This is a genomic window from Streptococcus infantis, from assembly GCF_047464215.1.
Lineage (GTDB): Bacteria > Bacillota > Bacilli > Lactobacillales > Streptococcaceae > Streptococcus > Streptococcus infantis_P.
Genome location: NZ_JASHCG010000025.1, coordinates 1 through 18,053 on the forward strand (window position 1 = coordinate 1; position 18,053 = coordinate 18,053).

20 protein-coding genes are annotated in these 18,053 nt (G+C 39.7%); 19 read left to right on the forward strand and 1 reads right to left on the reverse strand.

Annotation, left to right across the window (positions count from 1 at the left end):
• The 16 genes from QM469_RS10150 to QM469_RS10225 all read left to right on the forward strand — a co-directional run.
• On the forward strand, positions 1–1,001 hold a 1,001-nt coding region (locus tag QM469_RS10150; protein ID WP_414320622.1), incomplete at its 5' end, for an LPXTG cell wall anchor domain-containing protein.
• A 175-nt stretch (positions 1,002–1,176) separates the two neighbouring features.
• A complete protein-coding gene (hemW, locus tag QM469_RS10155; RefSeq protein WP_414276777.1) occupies positions 1,177–2,307 on the forward strand; it encodes a radical SAM family heme chaperone HemW in 1,131 nt (376 codons plus the stop codon).
• A 4-nt stretch (positions 2,308–2,311) separates the two neighbouring features.
• The gene (locus QM469_RS10160) at positions 2,312–3,049 is read left to right on the forward strand and encodes an acyl-ACP thioesterase domain-containing protein (protein ID WP_414276778.1); all 738 of its coding nucleotides are present in this window, start codon (positions 2,312–2,314) and stop codon (positions 3,047–3,049) included.
• 10 nt (positions 3,050–3,059) lie between these two features.
• Positions 3,060–3,833 (forward strand): TIGR01457 family HAD-type hydrolase, encoded by a 774-nt coding sequence (locus QM469_RS10165; RefSeq protein WP_414276779.1) that lies wholly within the window; start codon positions 3,060–3,062, stop codon positions 3,831–3,833.
• Positions 3,823–4,446, forward strand: a complete 624-nt coding sequence (locus tag QM469_RS10170; protein ID WP_414273717.1) for a TIGR01906 family membrane protein — start codon at positions 3,823–3,825, stop codon at positions 4,444–4,446. Before QM469_RS10165 ends, QM469_RS10170 begins: the two co-directional genes overlap by 11 nt.
• 209 nt (positions 4,447–4,655) lie before the next feature.
• Positions 4,656–5,057 (forward strand): Spx/MgsR family RNA polymerase-binding regulatory protein, encoded by a 402-nt coding sequence (locus QM469_RS10175; RefSeq protein ID WP_045763368.1) that lies wholly within the window; start codon positions 4,656–4,658, stop codon positions 5,055–5,057.
• Positions 5,058–5,336 (forward strand): UPF0223 family protein, encoded by a 279-nt coding sequence (locus QM469_RS10180; RefSeq protein ID WP_045763367.1) that lies wholly within the window; start codon positions 5,058–5,060, stop codon positions 5,334–5,336.
• Positions 5,326–6,093, forward strand: a complete 768-nt coding sequence (locus QM469_RS10185) for an inositol monophosphatase family protein (RefSeq protein WP_371607630.1) — start codon at positions 5,326–5,328, stop codon at positions 6,091–6,093. Before QM469_RS10180 ends, QM469_RS10185 begins: the two co-directional genes overlap by 11 nt.
• A gap of 6 nt (positions 6,094–6,099) precedes the next feature.
• On the forward strand, positions 6,100–7,413 hold the full coding sequence (locus QM469_RS10190) for an RsmB/NOP family class I SAM-dependent RNA methyltransferase (RefSeq protein ID WP_371607631.1): 1,314 nt from the start codon (positions 6,100–6,102) through the stop codon (positions 7,411–7,413).
• 110 nt (positions 7,414–7,523) lie between these two features.
• Complete coding sequence (locus QM469_RS10195) at positions 7,524–8,402, forward strand: phosphate ABC transporter substrate-binding protein PstS (protein WP_371607632.1); 879 nt, start codon at positions 7,524–7,526, stop codon at positions 8,400–8,402.
• A complete protein-coding gene (gene pstC / locus QM469_RS10200; RefSeq protein WP_045763363.1) occupies positions 8,402–9,319 on the forward strand; it encodes a phosphate ABC transporter permease subunit PstC in 918 nt (305 codons plus the stop codon). Before QM469_RS10195 ends, pstC begins: the two co-directional genes overlap by 1 nt.
• Complete coding sequence (gene pstA / locus QM469_RS10205) at positions 9,309–10,193, forward strand: phosphate ABC transporter permease PstA (protein WP_000543058.1); 885 nt, start codon at positions 9,309–9,311, stop codon at positions 10,191–10,193. The genes pstC and pstA overlap by 11 nt, the downstream gene beginning before the upstream one ends.
• A 10-nt stretch (positions 10,194–10,203) precedes the next feature.
• Positions 10,204–11,007: a phosphate ABC transporter ATP-binding protein PstB gene (gene pstB / locus QM469_RS10210; protein ID WP_045763361.1), complete on the forward strand. Its 804-nt coding sequence runs from the start codon at positions 10,204–10,206 to the stop codon at positions 11,005–11,007.
• Between the two features lie 12 nt (positions 11,008–11,019).
• Entirely contained in the window at positions 11,020–11,778 is a 759-nt protein-coding gene (pstB, locus tag QM469_RS10215) for a phosphate ABC transporter ATP-binding protein PstB (protein WP_045763360.1), read from the forward strand.
• A gap of 11 nt (positions 11,779–11,789) precedes the next feature.
• Entirely contained in the window at positions 11,790–12,443 is a 654-nt protein-coding gene (phoU, locus tag QM469_RS10220) for a phosphate signaling complex protein PhoU (protein WP_049509822.1), read from the forward strand.
• Positions 12,444–12,600: 157 nt separating this feature from the next.
• Positions 12,601–13,416: an ABC transporter substrate-binding protein gene (locus tag QM469_RS10225; RefSeq protein ID WP_049504353.1), complete on the forward strand. Its 816-nt coding sequence runs from the start codon at positions 12,601–12,603 to the stop codon at positions 13,414–13,416.
• 19 nt (positions 13,417–13,435) lie between these two features.
• Here QM469_RS10225 and QM469_RS10230 read toward each other — a convergent pair whose 3' ends face one another.
• Complete coding sequence (locus QM469_RS10230) at positions 13,436–14,710, reverse strand: PLP-dependent aminotransferase family protein (protein ID WP_371607635.1); 1,275 nt, start codon at positions 14,708–14,710, stop codon at positions 13,436–13,438.
• A 464-nt stretch (positions 14,711–15,174) separates the two neighbouring features.
• On the opposite strand from QM469_RS10230, the gene budA reads away from it, so the two are divergent.
• From budA to QM469_RS10245, 3 genes are all read left to right on the forward strand, one after another.
• Positions 15,175–15,903 carry an acetolactate decarboxylase gene (budA, locus tag QM469_RS10235; RefSeq protein ID WP_414276780.1) on the forward strand — a complete coding sequence of 243 codons (729 nt, stop codon included), beginning with the start codon at positions 15,175–15,177 and terminating at the stop codon, positions 15,901–15,903.
• Positions 15,904–15,915: 12 nt separating this feature from the next.
• Positions 15,916–16,668 (forward strand): YhfC family intramembrane metalloprotease, encoded by a 753-nt coding sequence (locus tag QM469_RS10240; RefSeq protein WP_414276781.1) that lies wholly within the window; start codon positions 15,916–15,918, stop codon positions 16,666–16,668.
• Positions 16,669–16,732: 64 nt separating this feature from the next.
• A protein-coding gene (locus QM469_RS10245) for an IS3 family transposase (protein ID WP_414276782.1) occupies positions 16,733–18,053 on the forward strand; the annotation gives its coding sequence in 2 pieces (ribosomal slippage) (positions 16,733–17,174 and positions 17,174–18,053; 1,322 coding nt annotated over the 2 pieces). This gene is flagged as partial in the annotation.

Sequence of the window (18,053 nt, forward strand, 5' to 3'; positions counted from 1 at the left end):
AAGATCCTAAGACAGGTGACGTTACAGTAACACCTAAGAAACCAGATGGCTCAACATACCCACCAGGAACTAAGGTAGAAATCCCGGGTAAAGATGGTAACCCAATCACTGTTACAATCGGTGAAGATGGTAAAGGTAAAGTACCAAACAGTGACCTACCAGACGGTAAAGTACCAGGTACAGCTAAGATTACTGAACCAGGTCAACCAACAGTTGAAGTTCCAGTAGAAACTCCAGCTAAGGTAACACCAGCAACACCAACAACTGAAACACCAAGCGAGATTGAAATCACACGCAAACCAAATGGTGATGCAGTAGTAACACCTAAGAAACCAGATGGTTCAACATACCCACCAGGAACTAAGGTAGAAATTCCAGGTGAAAATGGAACACCAATCACTGTAACAATTGGCGACAATGGTTCAGGTGAAGTACCAAATGACAACCTTCCTAAGAAAGATGTCCCAGGTACAGGTAAAGTAACCGAACCTAACAAGAAACCATCACAACCAGTGGATGTAACAACACCAGCTCGTAAGACACCAACAGTAGATGTTGAACAAGATCCTAAGACAGGTGACGTTACAGTAACACCTAAGAAACCAGATGGCTCAACATACCCACCAGGAACTAAGGTAGAAATCCCAGGTAAAGATGGTAACCCAATCACTGTTACAATCGGTGAAGATGGTAAAGGTAAAGTACCAAACAGTGACCTACCAGACGGTAAAGTACCAGGTACAGCTAAGATTACTGAACCAGGTCAACCAACAGTTGAAGTTCCAGTAGAAACTCCAGCTAAGGTAACACCAGTTGCAGTTAATCCGAATGTAGATCACGGAGATACTACAGCTACTAATAATAATGGAGCTAAGTCAAATGATTCTCAAAAAGTATTACCAAATACTGGAACAGAATCAAATGCGACTCTTGCCTCTCTAGGCCTTCTTGGTATTCTAGGCGGTCTCGGACTTGCTTTGGGAAAGAAAAAAGAAGACTAAAAATTTAGTCAAATAAACATTCATTCTTTTGTGTTATAAAGACAAACTAGATTGGTTCTGGGAATCATGTTAGTCGTAAAATAAAAAGAATGTTTAGATAAAGAAAGCGAACAATGCTAGGATTTTGTTAAACGGAATTCTAAGTATTGTTCGCTTTTGTGGTATAATAAATACTATGCAGAAGAAACCGACATCAGCCTATGTGCACATACCATTTTGCACACAGATTTGTTATTATTGTGACTTTTCAAAAGTCTTTATTAAAAATCAGCCAGTAGACAGTTATCTAGAGCATCTACTGCAAGAATTTCATTCTTATGACATTCAAAAATTGCGAACCCTCTATATAGGTGGTGGTACACCGACAGCCCTGTCGGCTCCGCAACTTGAGGTGTTACTGGATGGCTTGACTAAAAATTTGGACTTGTCTGCCTTGGAAGAATTGACCATTGAGGCTAATCCTGGTGACCTGGATGCTGATAAGATTGCTGTTTTGCAAAATTCTGCAGTTAATCGTGTATCACTAGGTGTTCAGACTTTTGATGATAAAATGTTGAAAAAGATAGGGCGTAGTCATACGGAAAAGGATATTTATGAAAATATCGATCGCCTCAAATTGGCTGGTTTTGACAATATCTCCATTGACTTGATTTACGCACTTCCTGGTCAGACTATGGAACAAGTTAAGGACAATGTCGCTAAGGCTATCGCTTTGGACATTCCCCACATGAGTCTCTATAGTTTGATTTTGGAAAATCATACGGTCTTTATGAATCGTATGAGACGAGGGAAATTACCTCTTCCTAAGGAAGAATTAGAAGCAGAGATGTTTGAGTATATCATTGCAGAGCTAGAAAGAGCTGGCTTTGAGCATTATGAGATTTCTAACTTTTCTAAGCCAGGCTTTGAAAGTCGTCACAATCTTATGTACTGGGACAATGCCGAGTATTATGGAATCGGTGCTGGTGCGTCTGGCTATGTAGACGGTGTTCGCTATAAAAACCATGGGCCGATCCGCCATTATTTAAAGGCGGTAGAAGAGGGAAGTGCTCGTATCAATGAAGAACACTTGAGTCAAAGGGAGCAAATGGAAGAAGAGATGTTTCTCGGCCTTCGCAAGAAGTCAGGAGTTTCCATGGCACGCTTTGAAGAAAAATTTGGACGGTCTTTCCAGGAACTTTATGGAGATGTTGTTAGAGAATTGATTCAACAAGGTCTTATGCAGGTTGAGGGTGATTGTGTTCGTATGACTAAGAGAGGTCTCTTCTTAGGTGATACAGTAGCAGAACGATTTATATTGGAGTAAAATTATGGGCTTAACTTATCAAATGAAGATGAAAATTCCTTTTGATATGGCTGACATGAATGGTCATATCAAGATACCAGATGTGATCTTGTTGTCCCTCCAGGTCTCAGGGATGCAGTCAATTGAACTGGGAGTGAGTGATAAGGATGTTTTAGAACAGTATAATCTGGTCTGGATTATCACAGATTATGATATTGACGTGGTTCGTTTGCCTCGTTTTGCTGAGGAAATCACCATTGAAACAGAAGCTTTGACCTATAATCGTCTTTTTTGCTACCGCCGATTTACTATTTATGATGAAGCTGGGCAGGAACTCATCCACATGATGGCGACCTTTGTTCTCATGGACCGAGACAGTCGAAAAGTCCATGCTGTCGAACCTGAGATTGTGGCTCCTTACCAGTCTGATTTTGATAAAAAACTTATCCGCGGACCAAAGTATAATTCCTTGGAAGAGCCAGTCAGCAAGGATTACCATGTTCGTTTTTACGACTTGGATATGAATGGTCATGTCAATAACAGTAAATACTTGGACTGGATTTTTGAGGTCATGGGAGCGGATTTTTTGACCCAGTATATTCCCAAGAAAATCAATCTCAAGTATGTCAAGGAAGTTCGACCAGGTGGAGTGATTACATCGGCTGTTGAACGGACTGGATTGGAAAGCAAGCATGAGATTACAAGCGACAGCGCTACTAATGCCCAAGCCATCATCACATGGCAAGAAATAAAAAAGGATTAGAAAGAAAGATATGACTTATAAAGGATATTTAATTGATTTAGACGGAACGATCTATAAGGGGAAGGATAGAATCCCTGAGGGAGAGGCTTTTGTTCACGAGTTACAAAAAAGAGAGATTCCTTATCTTTTTGTAACAAACAACACCACTCGTACACCTGAAAGTGTTCAAGAGATGTTAGCCAATCAGTTTAACATTGACACACCTGTATCGACGATCTATACTGCAACCTTAGCGACTATTGATTACATGAATGATTCAGGTCTTGAAAAGACAGTTTATGTGATTGGAGAAGCAGGCCTAAAGGAGGCCATCCAAGCAGCAGGGTATGTCGAAGATAAAGAAAATCCAGCCTATGTGGTTGTTGGCTTGGACTGGCAAGTAGACTATGAAAAATTTGCTACGGCGACCCTAGCTATCCATAAAGGTGCTCATTTTATCGGCACCAATCCAGATTTAAATATTCCAACAGAACGTGGACTTTTACCTGGTGCTGGTTCACTGATTACTCTTCTTGAAGCAGCAACTCGTGTAAAACCAGTTTATATTGGAAAACCTAATGCGATTATTATGGATAAGGCTGTTGAACACCTAGGACTTGAACGCCAAGAAATTGTCATGGTAGGGGATAACTATCTAACAGATATTCGCGCAGGAATCGATAATGGAATTCCCAGTCTATTAGTAACAACTGGTTTTACCAAACCAGAAGAAGTAGCAGATTTACCTATTGCACCGACTCATGTTGTTTCTAGCCTAGCGGAGTGGAATTTCGATGAAAACTAAATTTACTTTTGTAGGAAGTCTTTTCTTTCTCCTCTCGCTTGCGATTTTATTGACTATTTACTTGGCTTGGTTGCTATATCCTCAGGAAATTTCTTGGTTAAACTTGACAAATCGTGTTCATCTGCAACCTCAGACCATCCAGCATAATTTTAATGTTTTGATGGCTTATTTGACCAATCCTTTTAGTCAACAATTAGAAATGCCAGACCTACCTTCTTCGGTATCTGGTTTACACCATTTTGCGGTTGTGAAGGGACTATTTCATCTGGCTCAAGGAGTAGCACTAGTAACTCTACCGATTTTTTATCTTTTTTGGAAGCAAGTTATTCGGAAGGGTTTTCTGCCACTTTATCGTAGAGCACTCTTAATCATACTTTCTCTACCTTTGGCTCTTGGTTTAGTTGGAGTTTTCATTGGATTTGAGCAGTTCTTTACCTTGTTTCATCAGATTCTATTTGTAGGTGATGATACCTGGTTGTTTGATCCAGCAAAGGATCCTGTCATTCTCATCCTACCAGAGAACTTTTTCCTCCATGCCTTTCTCCTATTTTTCTGCTTGTATGAATTGATTTTTGGATTTATGTACCTACAGAGTAGAAAAACAAATAGATAAGTGAAGAAAAGTATTACTGATTCCAAATAAAATGTAGGAAAAACTATCATTTGTAACATGAATATTTCTATATTTAAGCAAAACATTCATATGTGATTCCAAAAAACCTATTTTTCTTGAAAAAGTAGGTTTTTTTACGGAAATAACTAGTCAAGCGCTTTATTTTTTTGTATAATAGGAATAGAAAAGTATGTAAAGAAGAGGAAAGCATGATTACACTATTTTTATCACCGAGTTGTACATCATGTCGTAAAGCAAAGGCCTGGCTCGAGAATCATAAAGTGCCATTCCAAGAGCATAATATTATGACCAGCCCTTTAACGAGAAAAGAACTGCAACACATTCTTTCCTTGACCGAAAATGGTACTGATGACATCATCTCGACTCGTTCAAAGATTTTTCAAAAATTGAATATTGATGTAGAGAGTATCTCAGTATCGGAGTTGCTTCATTTAATTGAGCAGTATCCGAGTCTTTTGCGTCGTCCGATTATTATTGACGCAAAACGGATGCAAATCGGTTTTAATGAAGATGAGATTCGTGCTTTTCTCCCTCGTAGTTACCGTAAACAAGAACTGAAAGAAGCTACATTGAGAGCTGGTATTAATTAGATGAATAAACAGTATAGTTACCCACTAGATTTGTCGTGGAGCACTGAAGAACTTGCTTCAGTGCTTTCTTTTTTTAATGATGTTGAAGCAGCCTATGAGACTAAGGTAGAGGCAAAAAAACTACTAGATTCCTATAAGGGATTCAAAGCGGTTGTTCCAAGCAAGAGTGAAGAAAAACGCTTGGGCCGTGAATTTGAAACTGCGAGTGGTTATTCCTTCTATCGAGCTGTCCAATTGGCTAAAGAACAAGGGGAAGGGAAGATTTCGCTTGGAAAATAAATTTGTGTTTGCTAAAGAGATTGTCAAGGAAGCAGGAGACTATATTCTAGCTCACATGCGAGAAGAATTGCATATTGAGAGAAAATCATCCCCTACAGATTTGGTGACTCGTTTGGACAAGGAAGTTCAGAATTTTTTGATTGATAAGATTCGTTCGCATTTTCCGGATGACCAATTTTGTGCAGAAGAGGGATGTTTACGTGCTTCAGTTGGACATGGATCTGTTTGGGTCATTGATCCCATTGATGGTACCAACAACTTTGTCGCACAAGGTGATGATTTTGCCATTATGGTAGCATATTTTGAAAACGGTGTGGGTCAGTTTGGGATCATTTATGATGTCATGAAAGGTCATTGTTATCATGGAGGAGGTACTTTTCAGGCCTGTCTCAATGAAGAACCCTTGCTTAATTTTAAGGATAAGCCCTTGCGAGATTTTCTAATTGCGAGTAATGCTGGCATGTTGGAAACAAACGCCTGGGGTGTGGCAGAATTAGCTAATGCTTCACTTGGTGTACGAATATATGGAAGTGCGGCTATTAGTTTTGCAAAAATATTATCTGGTCAGCTATTGACCTATATCACCTATCTCCAACCTTGGGACTATGCTGCAGCTGGTATCATTGGAAAAAGTTTAGGTTATCAGATTGTAACCTTAACTGGAGAGCCGGTGGATTTTCAGACACGACAACCAATTATGATGGTTCCAACAGACAAGTTGGCAGAAATTCAATCCTATATCTACGAAAGGAAATAAACTTACATGCAATTTCCAGAAGGATTTGTAAAAAAATATGAAGAAATATTGGGAGATGAGGCAAGAGCTTTTCTTGCCTCTTTTGATGATGAGGCAGTTTCCGCCTTTCGCATCAATCCCTTAAAAGAAAGCCAAGTTTCTTTTTCAGATGCTATTCCACATACACCTTGGGGCTATTATGGCAAGGTTTCAGGGAAATCACCTGAGCATGTAACAGGCTTGGTCTATTCACAAGAGCCTGCTGCACAAATGGTTGCACAAGTAGCTCAACCAAAACCAGGCATGAAGGTCTTGGATTTGGCAGCGGCTCCCGGTGGGAAATCAACTCAACTGGCAGCTTATCTTGCAGGCGAAGGACTACTTGTTTCCAATGAAATTTCTAGCAAGCGAGCTAAGATTTTGGTTGAAAATATGGAGCGTTTTGGTGCATCAAATGTTGTTGTAACCAATGAATCTGCAGATCGTTTGGCTAAAGTGTTTAAGGGATATTTTGACCTAATTGTTCTAGATGCTCCATGTTCAGGAGAAGGAATGTTCCGAAAACAGCCAGATGCCATGGATTATTGGAGTGTAGAATATCCAAGCCAATGTGCTGACTTGCAGCGTGAAATTCTAGAGGATGCGGTCACCATGTTAGCTGATGGTGGTCGTTTGGTCTATTCGACTTGTACATGGGCTCCAGAAGAAAACGAAGAAATTATTAAATGGTTGCTGGATAGTTATGATTTTGAATTGATTCCAGTTACACATATCAATGGAATGGCTCCTGGGATTGATTTTCCTGAGACAGCTCGGATGTACCCACATCGTTTTAAGGGAGAAGGTCAATTTGTTGCCCATCTTCAGTTTAAGGGACAAAACAAGTCAGGGAAGTTCAAGTCTTTTAAGACTAATCTCAGTCGCGAACAGTTGAGTTTATGGCAAGATTTTGAAAAAAAACACCTGAAGATAAATTTGCCAGGAATTTTACAGACTTTTGGAGAACAACTATATCTCTTACCTGAAGTTCTACCAGATTTGGGTAAACTTAGGATTGCACGAAACGGACTTCATCTTGGAACCTTTAAGAAAAAACGTTTTGAACCAAGTTTTGCTCTTGGTTTAGCCTTAAAACCAAGCCAAGTCAATCAAAGAATTGAAATTCATGAAGCGGACTTTGTCAAATACGTGGCCGGTGAAACAGTTCAGCTGTCTGAAACTTTGTCAAATGGCTGGTATCAAGTTTTGGTTGGTGGAAATGGTCTAGGTTTTGCAAAAGTGACCGGAAATACCTTGAAGAATTATTTCCCTAAGGGCTTGAGGTTTAAGGTAAAAAACTAGTCAAAATCAGTATTCTATGTTATAGTGGAAGTATGGATTTTTTGCATAAAACAATAGAAAAATAGGGCGAAATTCCAAGCTATTCATCATTATTTTCAAGGAGACAAATAGTGAAAAAAATTAAAAAACTCACCCTCTTTCTTGCAACCTTTTTACTTGCTGGTTCACTAGCAGGATGTGCAAGTTGGATTGATCGTGGGGAGTCAATGACGGCTGTTGGCTCAACTGCCCTCCAACCTTTAGTCGAGGCGGCGGCAGATGAATTCGCATCAGCTCATATCGGTAAAACGGTCAATGTTCAAGGTGGAGGTTCTGGTACAGGACTATCGCAGGTTCAATCAGGAGCAGTAGATGTCGGAAACTCGGATGTATTTGCTGAGGAAAAAGACGGTATTGATGCTTCAGCCTTGGTCGATCATAAGGTAGCTGTTGCAGGTTTGGCTGTTATTATCAATAAAGAAGTAGATGTTGATAATCTAACGACAGATCAACTCCGACAAATCTTCACAGGAGAAATTACCAACTGGAAAGAAGTCGGTGGGAAAGATTTAGCCATCTCTATTATCAACCGTGCGGCTAGTTCAGGTTCTCGTGCAACCTTTGATAGTGTGATCATGAATGGTCAATCAGCAATGCAAAGTCAGGAACAGGATTCAAACGGGATGGTCAAATCAATCGTTTCTCAAACCCCTGGAGCTATTTCCTATCTAGCGTTTGCCTATGTCGATGATTCTGTTGGGACAATCAAACTCAATGGTTATGAACCAATTTCAGAGAATGTAACCACGAATAATTGGCCTTTGTGGTCTTATGAACATATGTATACACTTGGTGAGCCAAATGAACTGGTTGCCGAATTCTTAAACTTTGTTCTTTCAGACGAAGCTCAGAACGGAATCGTTAAAGGAATGGGCTATATTTCTGTTAAGGAAATGAAGGTTGAAAAAGATGCTACAGGGACTGTAACAGCGCTAGAAGGGAGTCAATAATGAACCAAGAAGAATTATCTAAAAAATTGCTCTCTCCGTCAAAGAACTCTCGTCTTGAGAAATTAGGGAAAAGTCTGACTTTTGCCTGCCTCTCTTTGATTGTTATCATTGTGGCTATGATTTTAATCTTTGTAGCCCAAAAAGGGTTATCTACCTTCTTTGTGAATGGTGTGAATATCTTTGATTTTCTCTTTGGTGCAACTTGGAACCCTTCAGGTAAGCAGTTTGGTGCTCTTCCAATGATTTTAGGTTCCTTTATCGTTACCATCCTATCTGCTCTCATCGCAACACCATTTGCAATTGGTGCTGCAGTCTTTATGACAGAAGTATCGCCAAAAGGAGCTAAGATTTTGCAACCAGCTATCGAACTTCTAGTTGGGATTCCTTCGGTAGTATACGGATTTATCGGTTTGCAGGTCGTTGTACCATTTGTACGTAGTGTCTTTGGTGGAACAGGTTTTGGTATTTTATCGGGGATTTTCGTTCTCTTTGTTATGATCTTGCCGACTGTAACCTTTATGACAACTGATAGCTTACGTGCAGTTCCTCGTCACTACCGTGAAGCTAGTTTAGCTATGGGAGCAACTCGTTGGCAAACAATCTGGCGTGTTACTTTGAAGGCTGCTCGTTCAGGTATTTTTACTGCTGTAGTCTTTGGTATGGCGCGTGCTTTCGGTGAAGCCCTTGCGATTCAGATGGTTGTCGGTAACTCAGCAGTTGTTCCAACTTCATTGACGACACCAGCAGCGACTCTGACATCTGTTTTGACCATGGGAATCGGTAATACCGTTATGGGAACTGTTGATAATAATGTTCTTTGGTCACTGGCCCTAGTATTGCTCTTGATGAGTTTGGCCTTTAACAGTGTGATTAAACTGATTACGAAAGAAAGAGGAAAGAAAAACTATGCACGCTAAGAAATTAGATAAACTTGCAACAGCTGTCCTCTATACCATCGCAGGAATCATTGTGACCATTCTTGCTTCTTTGATTCTCTATATCTTGGTTCGAGGCTTACCTCATGTTTCTTGGTCCTTCTTGACTGGAAAATCATCTTCTTACCAAGCAGGTGGAGGTATTGGAATTCAGCTTTATAATTCCTTCTTCCTTTTGGTCATCACCTTGTTCATCTCTGTGCCTTTGTCAATGGGAGCTGGGATTTACTTGGCTGAATATGCCAAAAAAGGTCGTGTTACTAACTTCGTTCGTACCTGTATTGAGATTTTGTCTTCTTTACCATCAGTCGTTGTTGGTCTCTTTGGTTACCTCATCTTTGTCGTTCAGTTTGAGTATGGATTTTCAATTATTTCTGGTGCCTTGGCTTTGACCGTCTTTAACCTTCCACAGATGACGCGTAATGTTGAAGACAGCTTGAAACACGTTCACCACACGCAACGTGAAGCTGGTTTAGCACTTGGACTTTCTCGTTGGGAAACAGTTCTTCATGTCGTTATCCCAGAAGCCCTACCTGGTATTGTAACAGGTATCGTACTTGCATCAGGTCGTATCTTTGGTGAAGCTGCGGCTCTTATCTATACTGCAGGACAATCAGCACCAGCTCTTGACTGGTCAAACTGGAATGTCCTCAGCGTAACCAGTCCAATCTCAATCTTCCGTCAAGCAGAAACCTTGGCTGTTCATATCTGGAAAGTCAACAGTGAAGGAACTATTCCTGATGGAACACTTGTTTCAGCAGGTTCTGCTGCGGTGCTCCTAATCTTTATCTTAATCTTTAACTTTGGAGCTCGCAAACTCGGAAGCTACCTACACAAGAAATTAACCGCTGCCTAAAGGAGAAGCCATGTCAAAATATAATTGGGATGAAAAGCATATCATTACCTTTCCAGAAGAAAAAGTGGCCCTCTCTACTAAGGATTTACATGTTTACTACGGTAAAAATGAATCCATTAAGGGCGTCGATATGCAATTCGAAAAAAATAAAATCACGGCCCTGATTGGTCCGTCTGGATCTGGGAAATCAACCTACCTACGCAGTCTCAACCGTATGAATGATACCATTGATATTGCAAAGGTTACAGGACAGATTCTCTATCGAGGTATTGACGTTAACCGTCCAGAAATTAATGTTTATGAAATGCGTAAACACATCGGAATGGTTTTCCAACGTCCAAACCCATTTGCTAAATCAATCTACCGCAACATCACCTTTGCACATGAACGTGCAGGTGTTAAGGATAAGAAGGTCCTTGATGAAATTGTAGAAACCTCACTTCGCCAGGCTGCCCTCTGGGACCAGGTCAAAGATGACCTTCACAAGTCTGCCTTAACGCTTTCAGGTGGTCAGCAGCAACGTCTCTGTATCGCTCGTGCTATTTCTGTAAAACCAGATATCCTCTTAATGGATGAGCCGGCATCAGCCTTGGATCCGATTGCGACAGCTCAGCTCGAGGAAACTATGTTGGAGTTGAAGAAGGACTTCACCATCATCATCGTTACCCACAGTATGCAACAGGCTGCGCGTGCAAGTGACTACACTGGATTTTTCTACTTGGGTGATTTAATTGAGTATGATAAAACTGCAAATATTTTCCAAAATGCGAAGCTACAGTCTACCAATGACTATGTAACTGGACACTTTGGTTAGAAAGGAAACAGTATGACAGAACCGATTTTACAGGTTTCAGACCTGTCAGTCTATTACAATAAAAAGAAGGCCTTGAATAGTGTTTCCTTATCGTTCCAACCCAAGGAAATTACAGCCCTTATCGGTCCGTCTGGATCTGGGAAATCAACACTTCTAAAGGCTATTAACCGAATGGGTGACCTTAATCCTGAAGTGACGACAACTGGATCAGTGGTTTATAACGGTCACAATATCTATAGTCCTCGTACGGATACAGTTGAATTACGTAAAGAAATTGGTATGGTCTTCCAACAACCCAATCCTTTTCCTATGTCTATCTATGAAAATGTCGTTTATGGCCTCCGTATAAATGGAGAAAAGGACAAGCAGGTCTTAGATGAAGCAGTGGAGAAGGCTTTACAACGTGCCTCAATCTGGGATGAAGTCAAGGACCGCTTGCATGACTCTGCTATTGGTCTTTCAGGTGGGCAACAACAACGTGTTTGTGTGGCACGTGTATTGGCGACTAGCCCTAAAATCATCCTCTTGGATGAACCAACTTCAGCTTTGGACCCTATTTCTGCTGGTAAGATTGAGGAAACCTTGTATGGTCTAAAAGACAAATACACCATGCTCTTGGTTACTCGTTCTATGCAGCAAGCATCTCGAATCTCCGATAAGACAGGCTTTTTCCTCAATGGAGATTTGATTGAATTTAACGATACCAAGGATATGTTCCTCTATCCTCAACATAAGGAGACAGAGGACTACATTTCAGGTAAATTTGGATAAGGAGTGAGAAGATGTTACGATCTCAATTTGAAGAAGATTTAGAGAAATTGCATAATCAGTTTTATGCTATGGGACAAGAAGTTCTTTCCCAAATCAATCGTACCGTACGTGCTTTTGTAACGCATGACCGTGATATGGCTAAAGAAGTCATTGAGGAAGATGCAGAAGTAAACGAATACGAAGTGAAACTTGAAAAGAAATCATTTGAAATGATTGCCCTACAACAGCCAGTTTCACAAGACTTACGTACAGTTTTAACAGTCCTAAAAGCTGTGTCAGACTTAGAACGTATGGGGGACCATGCAGTATCCATCGCAAAAGCAACGATTCGTATGAAGGGTGAGCAGCGTATCCCTGCAGTTGAAGAAGAAATTAAAAAAATGGGTCGTGAAGTAAAAAACTTTGTTGAAGCCGCTTTAGAACTTTATTTGAATGGTTCTGTGGATCAAGCCTATGAAGTTGCAACCATGGATGAAAATATCAACCATTACTTTGATAATATTCGTGATCTTGCAACTGAAGAAATTAGAAAGAACCCAGAAGCTATCGTCACAGGTCGTGATTATTTCCAAGTGATTTCATACTTGGAGCGTATCGGAGACTATGCAAAAAATATCTGTGAATGGGTTGTTTACTTTGAAACAGGTAAGATTGTTGAATTGTAAGATTGATTAATTATGCAAAAAAAGGAGCTTGTTAGTAAGTAAAAGCTCCTTTTTTGAAACAAAAATTGAAAATTTTTCATAAAAATTTAGAATATGCTTGACAAACGAAGTAGATAGAGTTATAATTATACAAAATTAACAGAGAGGTTGTTTATTTATGAATTTTAAAAAATGGATATTTGTCTTATGTAGTTTTCTTGCAAGCTTCTTATTGGTAGCTTGCCAATCGTCTAGCTCAAGCTCGCAGTCTGCAGTGGAGGCCATCAAGCAAAAAGGAAAATTAGTGGTCGCAACTAGTCCCGACTATGCTCCCTTTGAGTTTCAAGCACTTGTGGATGGTAAAAACCAAGTCGTAGGTGCGGATATTGACATGGCGCAAGCAATCGCTGATGAACTTGGAGTGAAATTGGAAATTTCAAGTATGAGTTTTGATAATGTCTTGACCAGTCTTCAAACAGGAAAAGCAGACCTAGCAATTGCGGGAATCAGTGCAACTGAAGAAAGACAAGAAGTCTTTGATTTCTCAATTCCTTACTATGAAAATAAAATTAGCTTCCTTATCAGAAAATCAGATCTTGAAAAATACAAGGATTTGGACTCTCTAGCAAGTGCTAATATTGCAGCTCAGAAAGGAACTGTTCCTGAATCTATGGTTAAAGAGCAACTTCCAAAGGCACAGTTGACTTCTTTGACAAACATGGGTGAGGCAGTCAATGAGCTCCAATCTGGTAAAGTTGATGCCGTTCATATGGATGAGCCAGTAGCACTAAGCTATGCTGCTAAGAACTCAGATTTGGCAGTGGCTACAGTAAGCTTGACTATGAAGGAAGGCGAAGCAAATGCTGTAGCTATCAAAAAAGGTAACTCAGATTTGAAGGAAGTAGTTGATAAGGTCATCCAAAAACTGAAAGATGACGGAACTTACCAAACTTATCTTGAAAAAGCTGCTAAGCTAACAGAAGTAGAGCAATAAAAAATAACAGAGTTGGATTTCAGTCCAGCTCTGTTTTTAAATAGCTTAATGTTTCTTCAATATTTTCTAAGGAAATTTTTGCAAAGTGATAAGGGCAGTTCGTTAGATAGGAAGATTCGAAGAAGTCAAGATCTAGAGGACTGTGTTTAAGACTAGCGATGCTAGGATAGTTCCTGAGATCAAGCAAAAGCCCATCATGAAGTGGATAGTTCGGTAGGGAAATGGGATACCTTTGTAAGAGCTGTTGGATGTGCTCCTGACTTTTTTCTTGCAGTGCCAGTCGTGCTAGTCTGTTTTTCTCAAAGAGTTGACTATCGATGTAGAGTGATAGAGCCTTTTGCATGATAAGGTTGTTATCGTAGTCGAGAATGTTTTTATAGGTGACAAAAGCTTCCTTGATAGTGTTTGGAAGAAGAAGGGCAGTGATTCGAAGGGCAGGAAAAAGACTGGTAGAAAAGGATTTGATATAGATGACCAAATCATGTTGGTCTAAATAATGAAAGGTTTGTCCCATTTTAGGATCCAAGTCCCCCAGATAGTCATCCTCAACGATATAAATCTGATATTTTGCAGCCAAGTCAAGGATGGCAAGTTTTTCCTCTTCAGAATAAGAATGCCCCAGAGGATAGTGGAAACGGGGAATAGTATAGAAAAACTTAATCTTTCCGCTTTTAAAGTGTTCCTCAAGTTCGTTTAGGTCAATGCCGTCTACTCGACGGTCAATGGTTTGATAGGGAATATTTTGAGCTAGTAGCAGCTGGTTCATCCGATGATAGGTCGGTTGTTCAACCAGTATTTTCTGAGCTTGACCTGGAAAATCAATCTGAGAAAGAATAAACAGTGCTTGCTGGGTTCCAGACGTCATGACCAACTGGTCTGCCTTACTATAAATCGCTTGATCAAACAGTAGTTTCTGAACGGACTGACGTAATTCTTCTAAACCCTCTTGGTGTTCATAGTAGTTGTAGAGATAATTTTCTCGCCCAATCAAGCTCTCATTGACGCACAGACGAAAATCATCATAGGCCGCTGCGTGTTCATCGTTAACTGAGATAATTAAGTCTTCATGACTGGTTTGTTGCTCCAATACATAATAACCACTTTGAGGTTTTGAGTAGATATATTTCTCGTATCGGAGTTCTAAGAGTGCACGCTGTATGGTGTCTTTGCTACAGTGAAAATCTTGACTGAGTTTTCGGATAGATGGTAGGCGACTTCCAGTGGGAAATCTACCTGATTCTATCTCATTTTTTAGATAGTGAACGACTTGTTCATACTTGCTTTCTTGCTTCATCCCAGACCTCTCTCGATTTTGTTACATTGTACCTTTTTTTTAGAAGTTTGGCAATGTTATACTCTTCGAAAATCTCTTCAAACCACGTCAACGTCGCCTTGCCGTATATATGTTACTGACTTCGTCAGTTCTATCCACAACCTCAAAACAGTGTTTTGAGCTGACTACGTCAGTTCTATCTACAACCTCAAAGCAGTGCTTTGAGCTGACTACGTCAGTTCTATCCACAACCTCAAAACAGTGCTTTGAGCTGACTACGTCAGTTCTATCCACAACCTCAAAACAGTGCTTTGAGCTGACTACTTCAGTTCCATCCACAACCTCAAAACAGTGTTTTGAGCAACCTGCGGTTAGTTTCCTAGTTTGCTCTTTGATTTTCATTGAGTATTAAAAGGTAGTCTAGCATTCAATTCTAATCAGAAATATGATATACTTAGTAAGTAAAATTTTCAAAGAAGAGTGAGATGATAAAGGTGCAAGAACCAGTTAAATTATTCCAATACAATACTTTGGGAGCCTTGATGGCTGGACTTTACGGTGGAACCATGACCGTTGGTGAATTGCTGCAACATGGAGATTTAGGACTAGGAACCCTAGATTCCATTGACGGGGAATTGATTGTCTTAGATGGGAAAGCATATCAGGCTAAGGGTTCAGGTGCGAAACCTGAAATCGTTGAAGTTTCACCAGATGCCTTGATCCCCTATGCAGCAGTTGTACCCCACCAGGCAGAAGTTATTTTCCGTCAGCGTTTTGAAATGACTGATCAGGAACTTGAAAAACGTATTGAGTCCTATTATGATGGAGAAAATCTATTTCGTTCAATTAAGATTCATGGTGATTTTAAACACATGCATGTTCGCATGATACCAAAATCTACAAGCGAAACGAAGTTTGCTGAGGTTGCGACGCATCAGCCTGAATATAGCTGTGACAATGTCTCAGGAACTATCGTTGGTTTCTGGACACCTGAAATTTTCCATGGAGTTAGTGTTGCTGGTTACCATCTACACTTTATCTCTGATGACCTCACCTTTGGTGGCCACGTTATGGACTTTGTCATCAAGGAAGGGATTGTAGAGGTGGGAGCTGTTGACCAGTTGGATCAACGTTTTCCTGTTCAGGACCGTCAGTATCTATTTGCTAAGTTTAATGTTGACGAGATGAAAAAAGATATCGAACAGGCAGAATAAAAGGAGTCATATATGAAAATTCATGTAATAATAACGATGTTGGCCTTGTTTGCCATCCTCATTGCAGCAGTTTGGTATGCAAGAAAGCAATATAAGATTAATTTTGCAGTTTTGGGACTTGGGGCAGTTGCATTTTTTGCCTCTTCTCAAGTATTGGAGAAAATCGTTCATCTCTTGGTTCTCCACCCACAAAAGGATGGGACAGTTCCACTCATGACGGAAAATCCTCTTCTCTATGTGATTTATGGCATTTCTATGGCTGCTTTATTTGAAGAAACAGCTCGACTTATTTTCTTTAAATGGTTGGAGAAGAAAAGAACTTTGGAAGATTCAGATGCTCTTGCTTATGGATTGGGGCATGGTGGTTTAGAGTTGATCTATATCGGGATTGCAAGTTTACTCAATCTCTTCATCCTCTTTTCAGCAGTAGAATCTCAAAATTCAAACATTATGCAACTCTTGCCTGAGAGCACGCTTGCTACGATTAACAATCTAGCAGCATGGCAGATTTACCTTTTGGGACTAGAGAGAATCCTAGCCTTGCTTCTTCAAGTTGGTTTGACCTTCTGGGTTTATCAAGCAGTTCGCCAAAAGAAATGGATTTACCTAGTAGCGGCTTATGGTTTACACGCCCTATTTGATTTGGCTCCGAGTCTATCTCAAGTTGGTTGGTTGTCAAATCCACTTCTCGTAGAAGGATTGTTAACAGTGGAAGTTATTATTTTTATTTACTTTACAAAAACGATCTTTTATAAAAAGCAATAATACAAAAAATGAACTGCACCCCAAAAGTTAGACAAAAAAATCTAACTTTTGGGGTGTTTTTATTATGAAATTAACTTATGAAGATAAAGTTCGGATCTATGAACTTAAAAAGCAAGGAGAGAGCTTTAGAAAGCTTTCAGATCAATTTGGGATAAACATTTCTAATCTTCAGTACATGATTAAATTGATTGATCGTTATGGAATAGAAATCGTCAAAAAGGGAAAGAATTGTTACTATTCTCCTGAACTAAAACAAGAGATCATTGATAAAGTTCTTCTTGAAGGTCGTTCACAAATTAGGGTGTCTCTGGATTATGCTCTTCCAAGTAGTGGATTACTTTCGAATTGGCTGGCACAATACAAGAAAAACGGGTATACTATTGTTGAGAAAATAAGAGGGAGACCACCTAAAATGGGACGTAAGTCAAAGAAGAAACCTGAAGAGATGACAGAGTTAGAACGTCTTCAAGCAGAAAATGAATACCTGAGAGCGGAGAATGCTGTTCTAAAAAAGTTGAGAGAACTCCGATTGAGGGACGAAAAAGAGCAAGAAGAAAAACGGAAATTGTCCGAGGATTGGTAACAGAGTTTGCTTTAGAGATTCTTCTAAAGATTATTAAGCTTGCCCGTTCAACTTATTATTATCATTTAAAACAGCTCGATCAAAACGATAAGGATGTTGATGTTAAAGTTGAAATTCAAGCTATTTTTACTGAGCATAAAGGGAATTACGGCTATCGTCGAATGACTCTTGAATTGAGGAATCGTGGTTTTGTAGTGAATCATAAGAAGGTGCAACGTCTAATGAAGGTTCTTGGTTTAAGTGCTCGAATTCGTCGTAAACGGAAGTATTCTTCATACCAAGGAGAGATTGGCAAGAAAGCAGACAATCTTATTCAACGTCAATTTGAAGCAACCAAACCAATGCAAAAGTGCTACACAGATGTGACAGAATTTACCATTCCAGCAAGCAGTCAAAAGCTTTATTTATCACCAGTTTTAGATGGCTTTAACAGCGAAATTATCTCCTACAATCTTTCTACTTCACCGAACTTAGTACAAATGAAAGCTATGCTAGAACAAGCCTTTACAGAGAACCATTACGAAAATACAATTCTCCATAGTGACCAAGGATGGCAATACCAACACGATTTCTATCATCATTTTTTAAAGAATAAGGGAATCCAACCATCTATGTCACGTAAGGGAAATAGCCCAGATAACGGTATGATGGAATCTTTCTTTGGCATTCTTAAGTCTGAAATGTTTTATGGTTATGAGAATACGTTTCAGTCACTTGAGCACTTGGAACAAGCTATTGTAGACTATATTGATTACTACAACAACAAACGAATTAAGGTAAAACTAAAACATACTAAGATTAG

Coding starts and splice junctions, on each gene's coding strand:
- QM469_RS10190 (WP_371607631.1), top strand. CDS start 6,100: ATGCAATTTCCAGAAGGATTTGTAAAAAAATATGAAGAAATATTGGGA.
- pstA (WP_000543058.1), top strand. CDS start 9,309: ATGCACGCTAAGAAATTAGATAAACTTGCAACAGCTGTCCTCTATACC.
- pstB (WP_045763361.1), top strand. CDS start 10,204: ATGTCAAAATATAATTGGGATGAAAAGCATATCATTACCTTTCCAGAA.
- QM469_RS10180 (WP_045763367.1), top strand. CDS start 5,058: ATGAATAAACAGTATAGTTACCCACTAGATTTGTCGTGGAGCACTGAA.
- phoU (WP_049509822.1), top strand. CDS start 11,790: ATGTTACGATCTCAATTTGAAGAAGATTTAGAGAAATTGCATAATCAG.
- QM469_RS10170 (WP_414273717.1), top strand. CDS start 3,823: ATGAAAACTAAATTTACTTTTGTAGGAAGTCTTTTCTTTCTCCTCTCG.
- QM469_RS10160 (WP_414276778.1), top strand. CDS start 2,312: ATGGGCTTAACTTATCAAATGAAGATGAAAATTCCTTTTGATATGGCT.
- budA (WP_414276780.1), top strand. CDS start 15,175: ATGATAAAGGTGCAAGAACCAGTTAAATTATTCCAATACAATACTTTG.
- QM469_RS10240 (WP_414276781.1), top strand. CDS start 15,916: ATGAAAATTCATGTAATAATAACGATGTTGGCCTTGTTTGCCATCCTC.
- QM469_RS10225 (WP_049504353.1), top strand. CDS start 12,601: ATGAATTTTAAAAAATGGATATTTGTCTTATGTAGTTTTCTTGCAAGC.
- hemW (WP_414276777.1), top strand. CDS start 1,177: ATGCAGAAGAAACCGACATCAGCCTATGTGCACATACCATTTTGCACA.
- pstC (WP_045763363.1), top strand. CDS start 8,402: ATGAACCAAGAAGAATTATCTAAAAAATTGCTCTCTCCGTCAAAGAAC.
- QM469_RS10165 (WP_414276779.1), top strand. CDS start 3,060: ATGACTTATAAAGGATATTTAATTGATTTAGACGGAACGATCTATAAG.
- pstB (WP_045763360.1), top strand. CDS start 11,020: ATGACAGAACCGATTTTACAGGTTTCAGACCTGTCAGTCTATTACAAT.
- QM469_RS10175 (WP_045763368.1), top strand. CDS start 4,656: ATGATTACACTATTTTTATCACCGAGTTGTACATCATGTCGTAAAGCA.
- QM469_RS10230 (WP_371607635.1), bottom strand. CDS start 14,710: ATGAAGCAAGAAAGCAAGTATGAACAAGTCGTTCACTATCTAAAAAAT.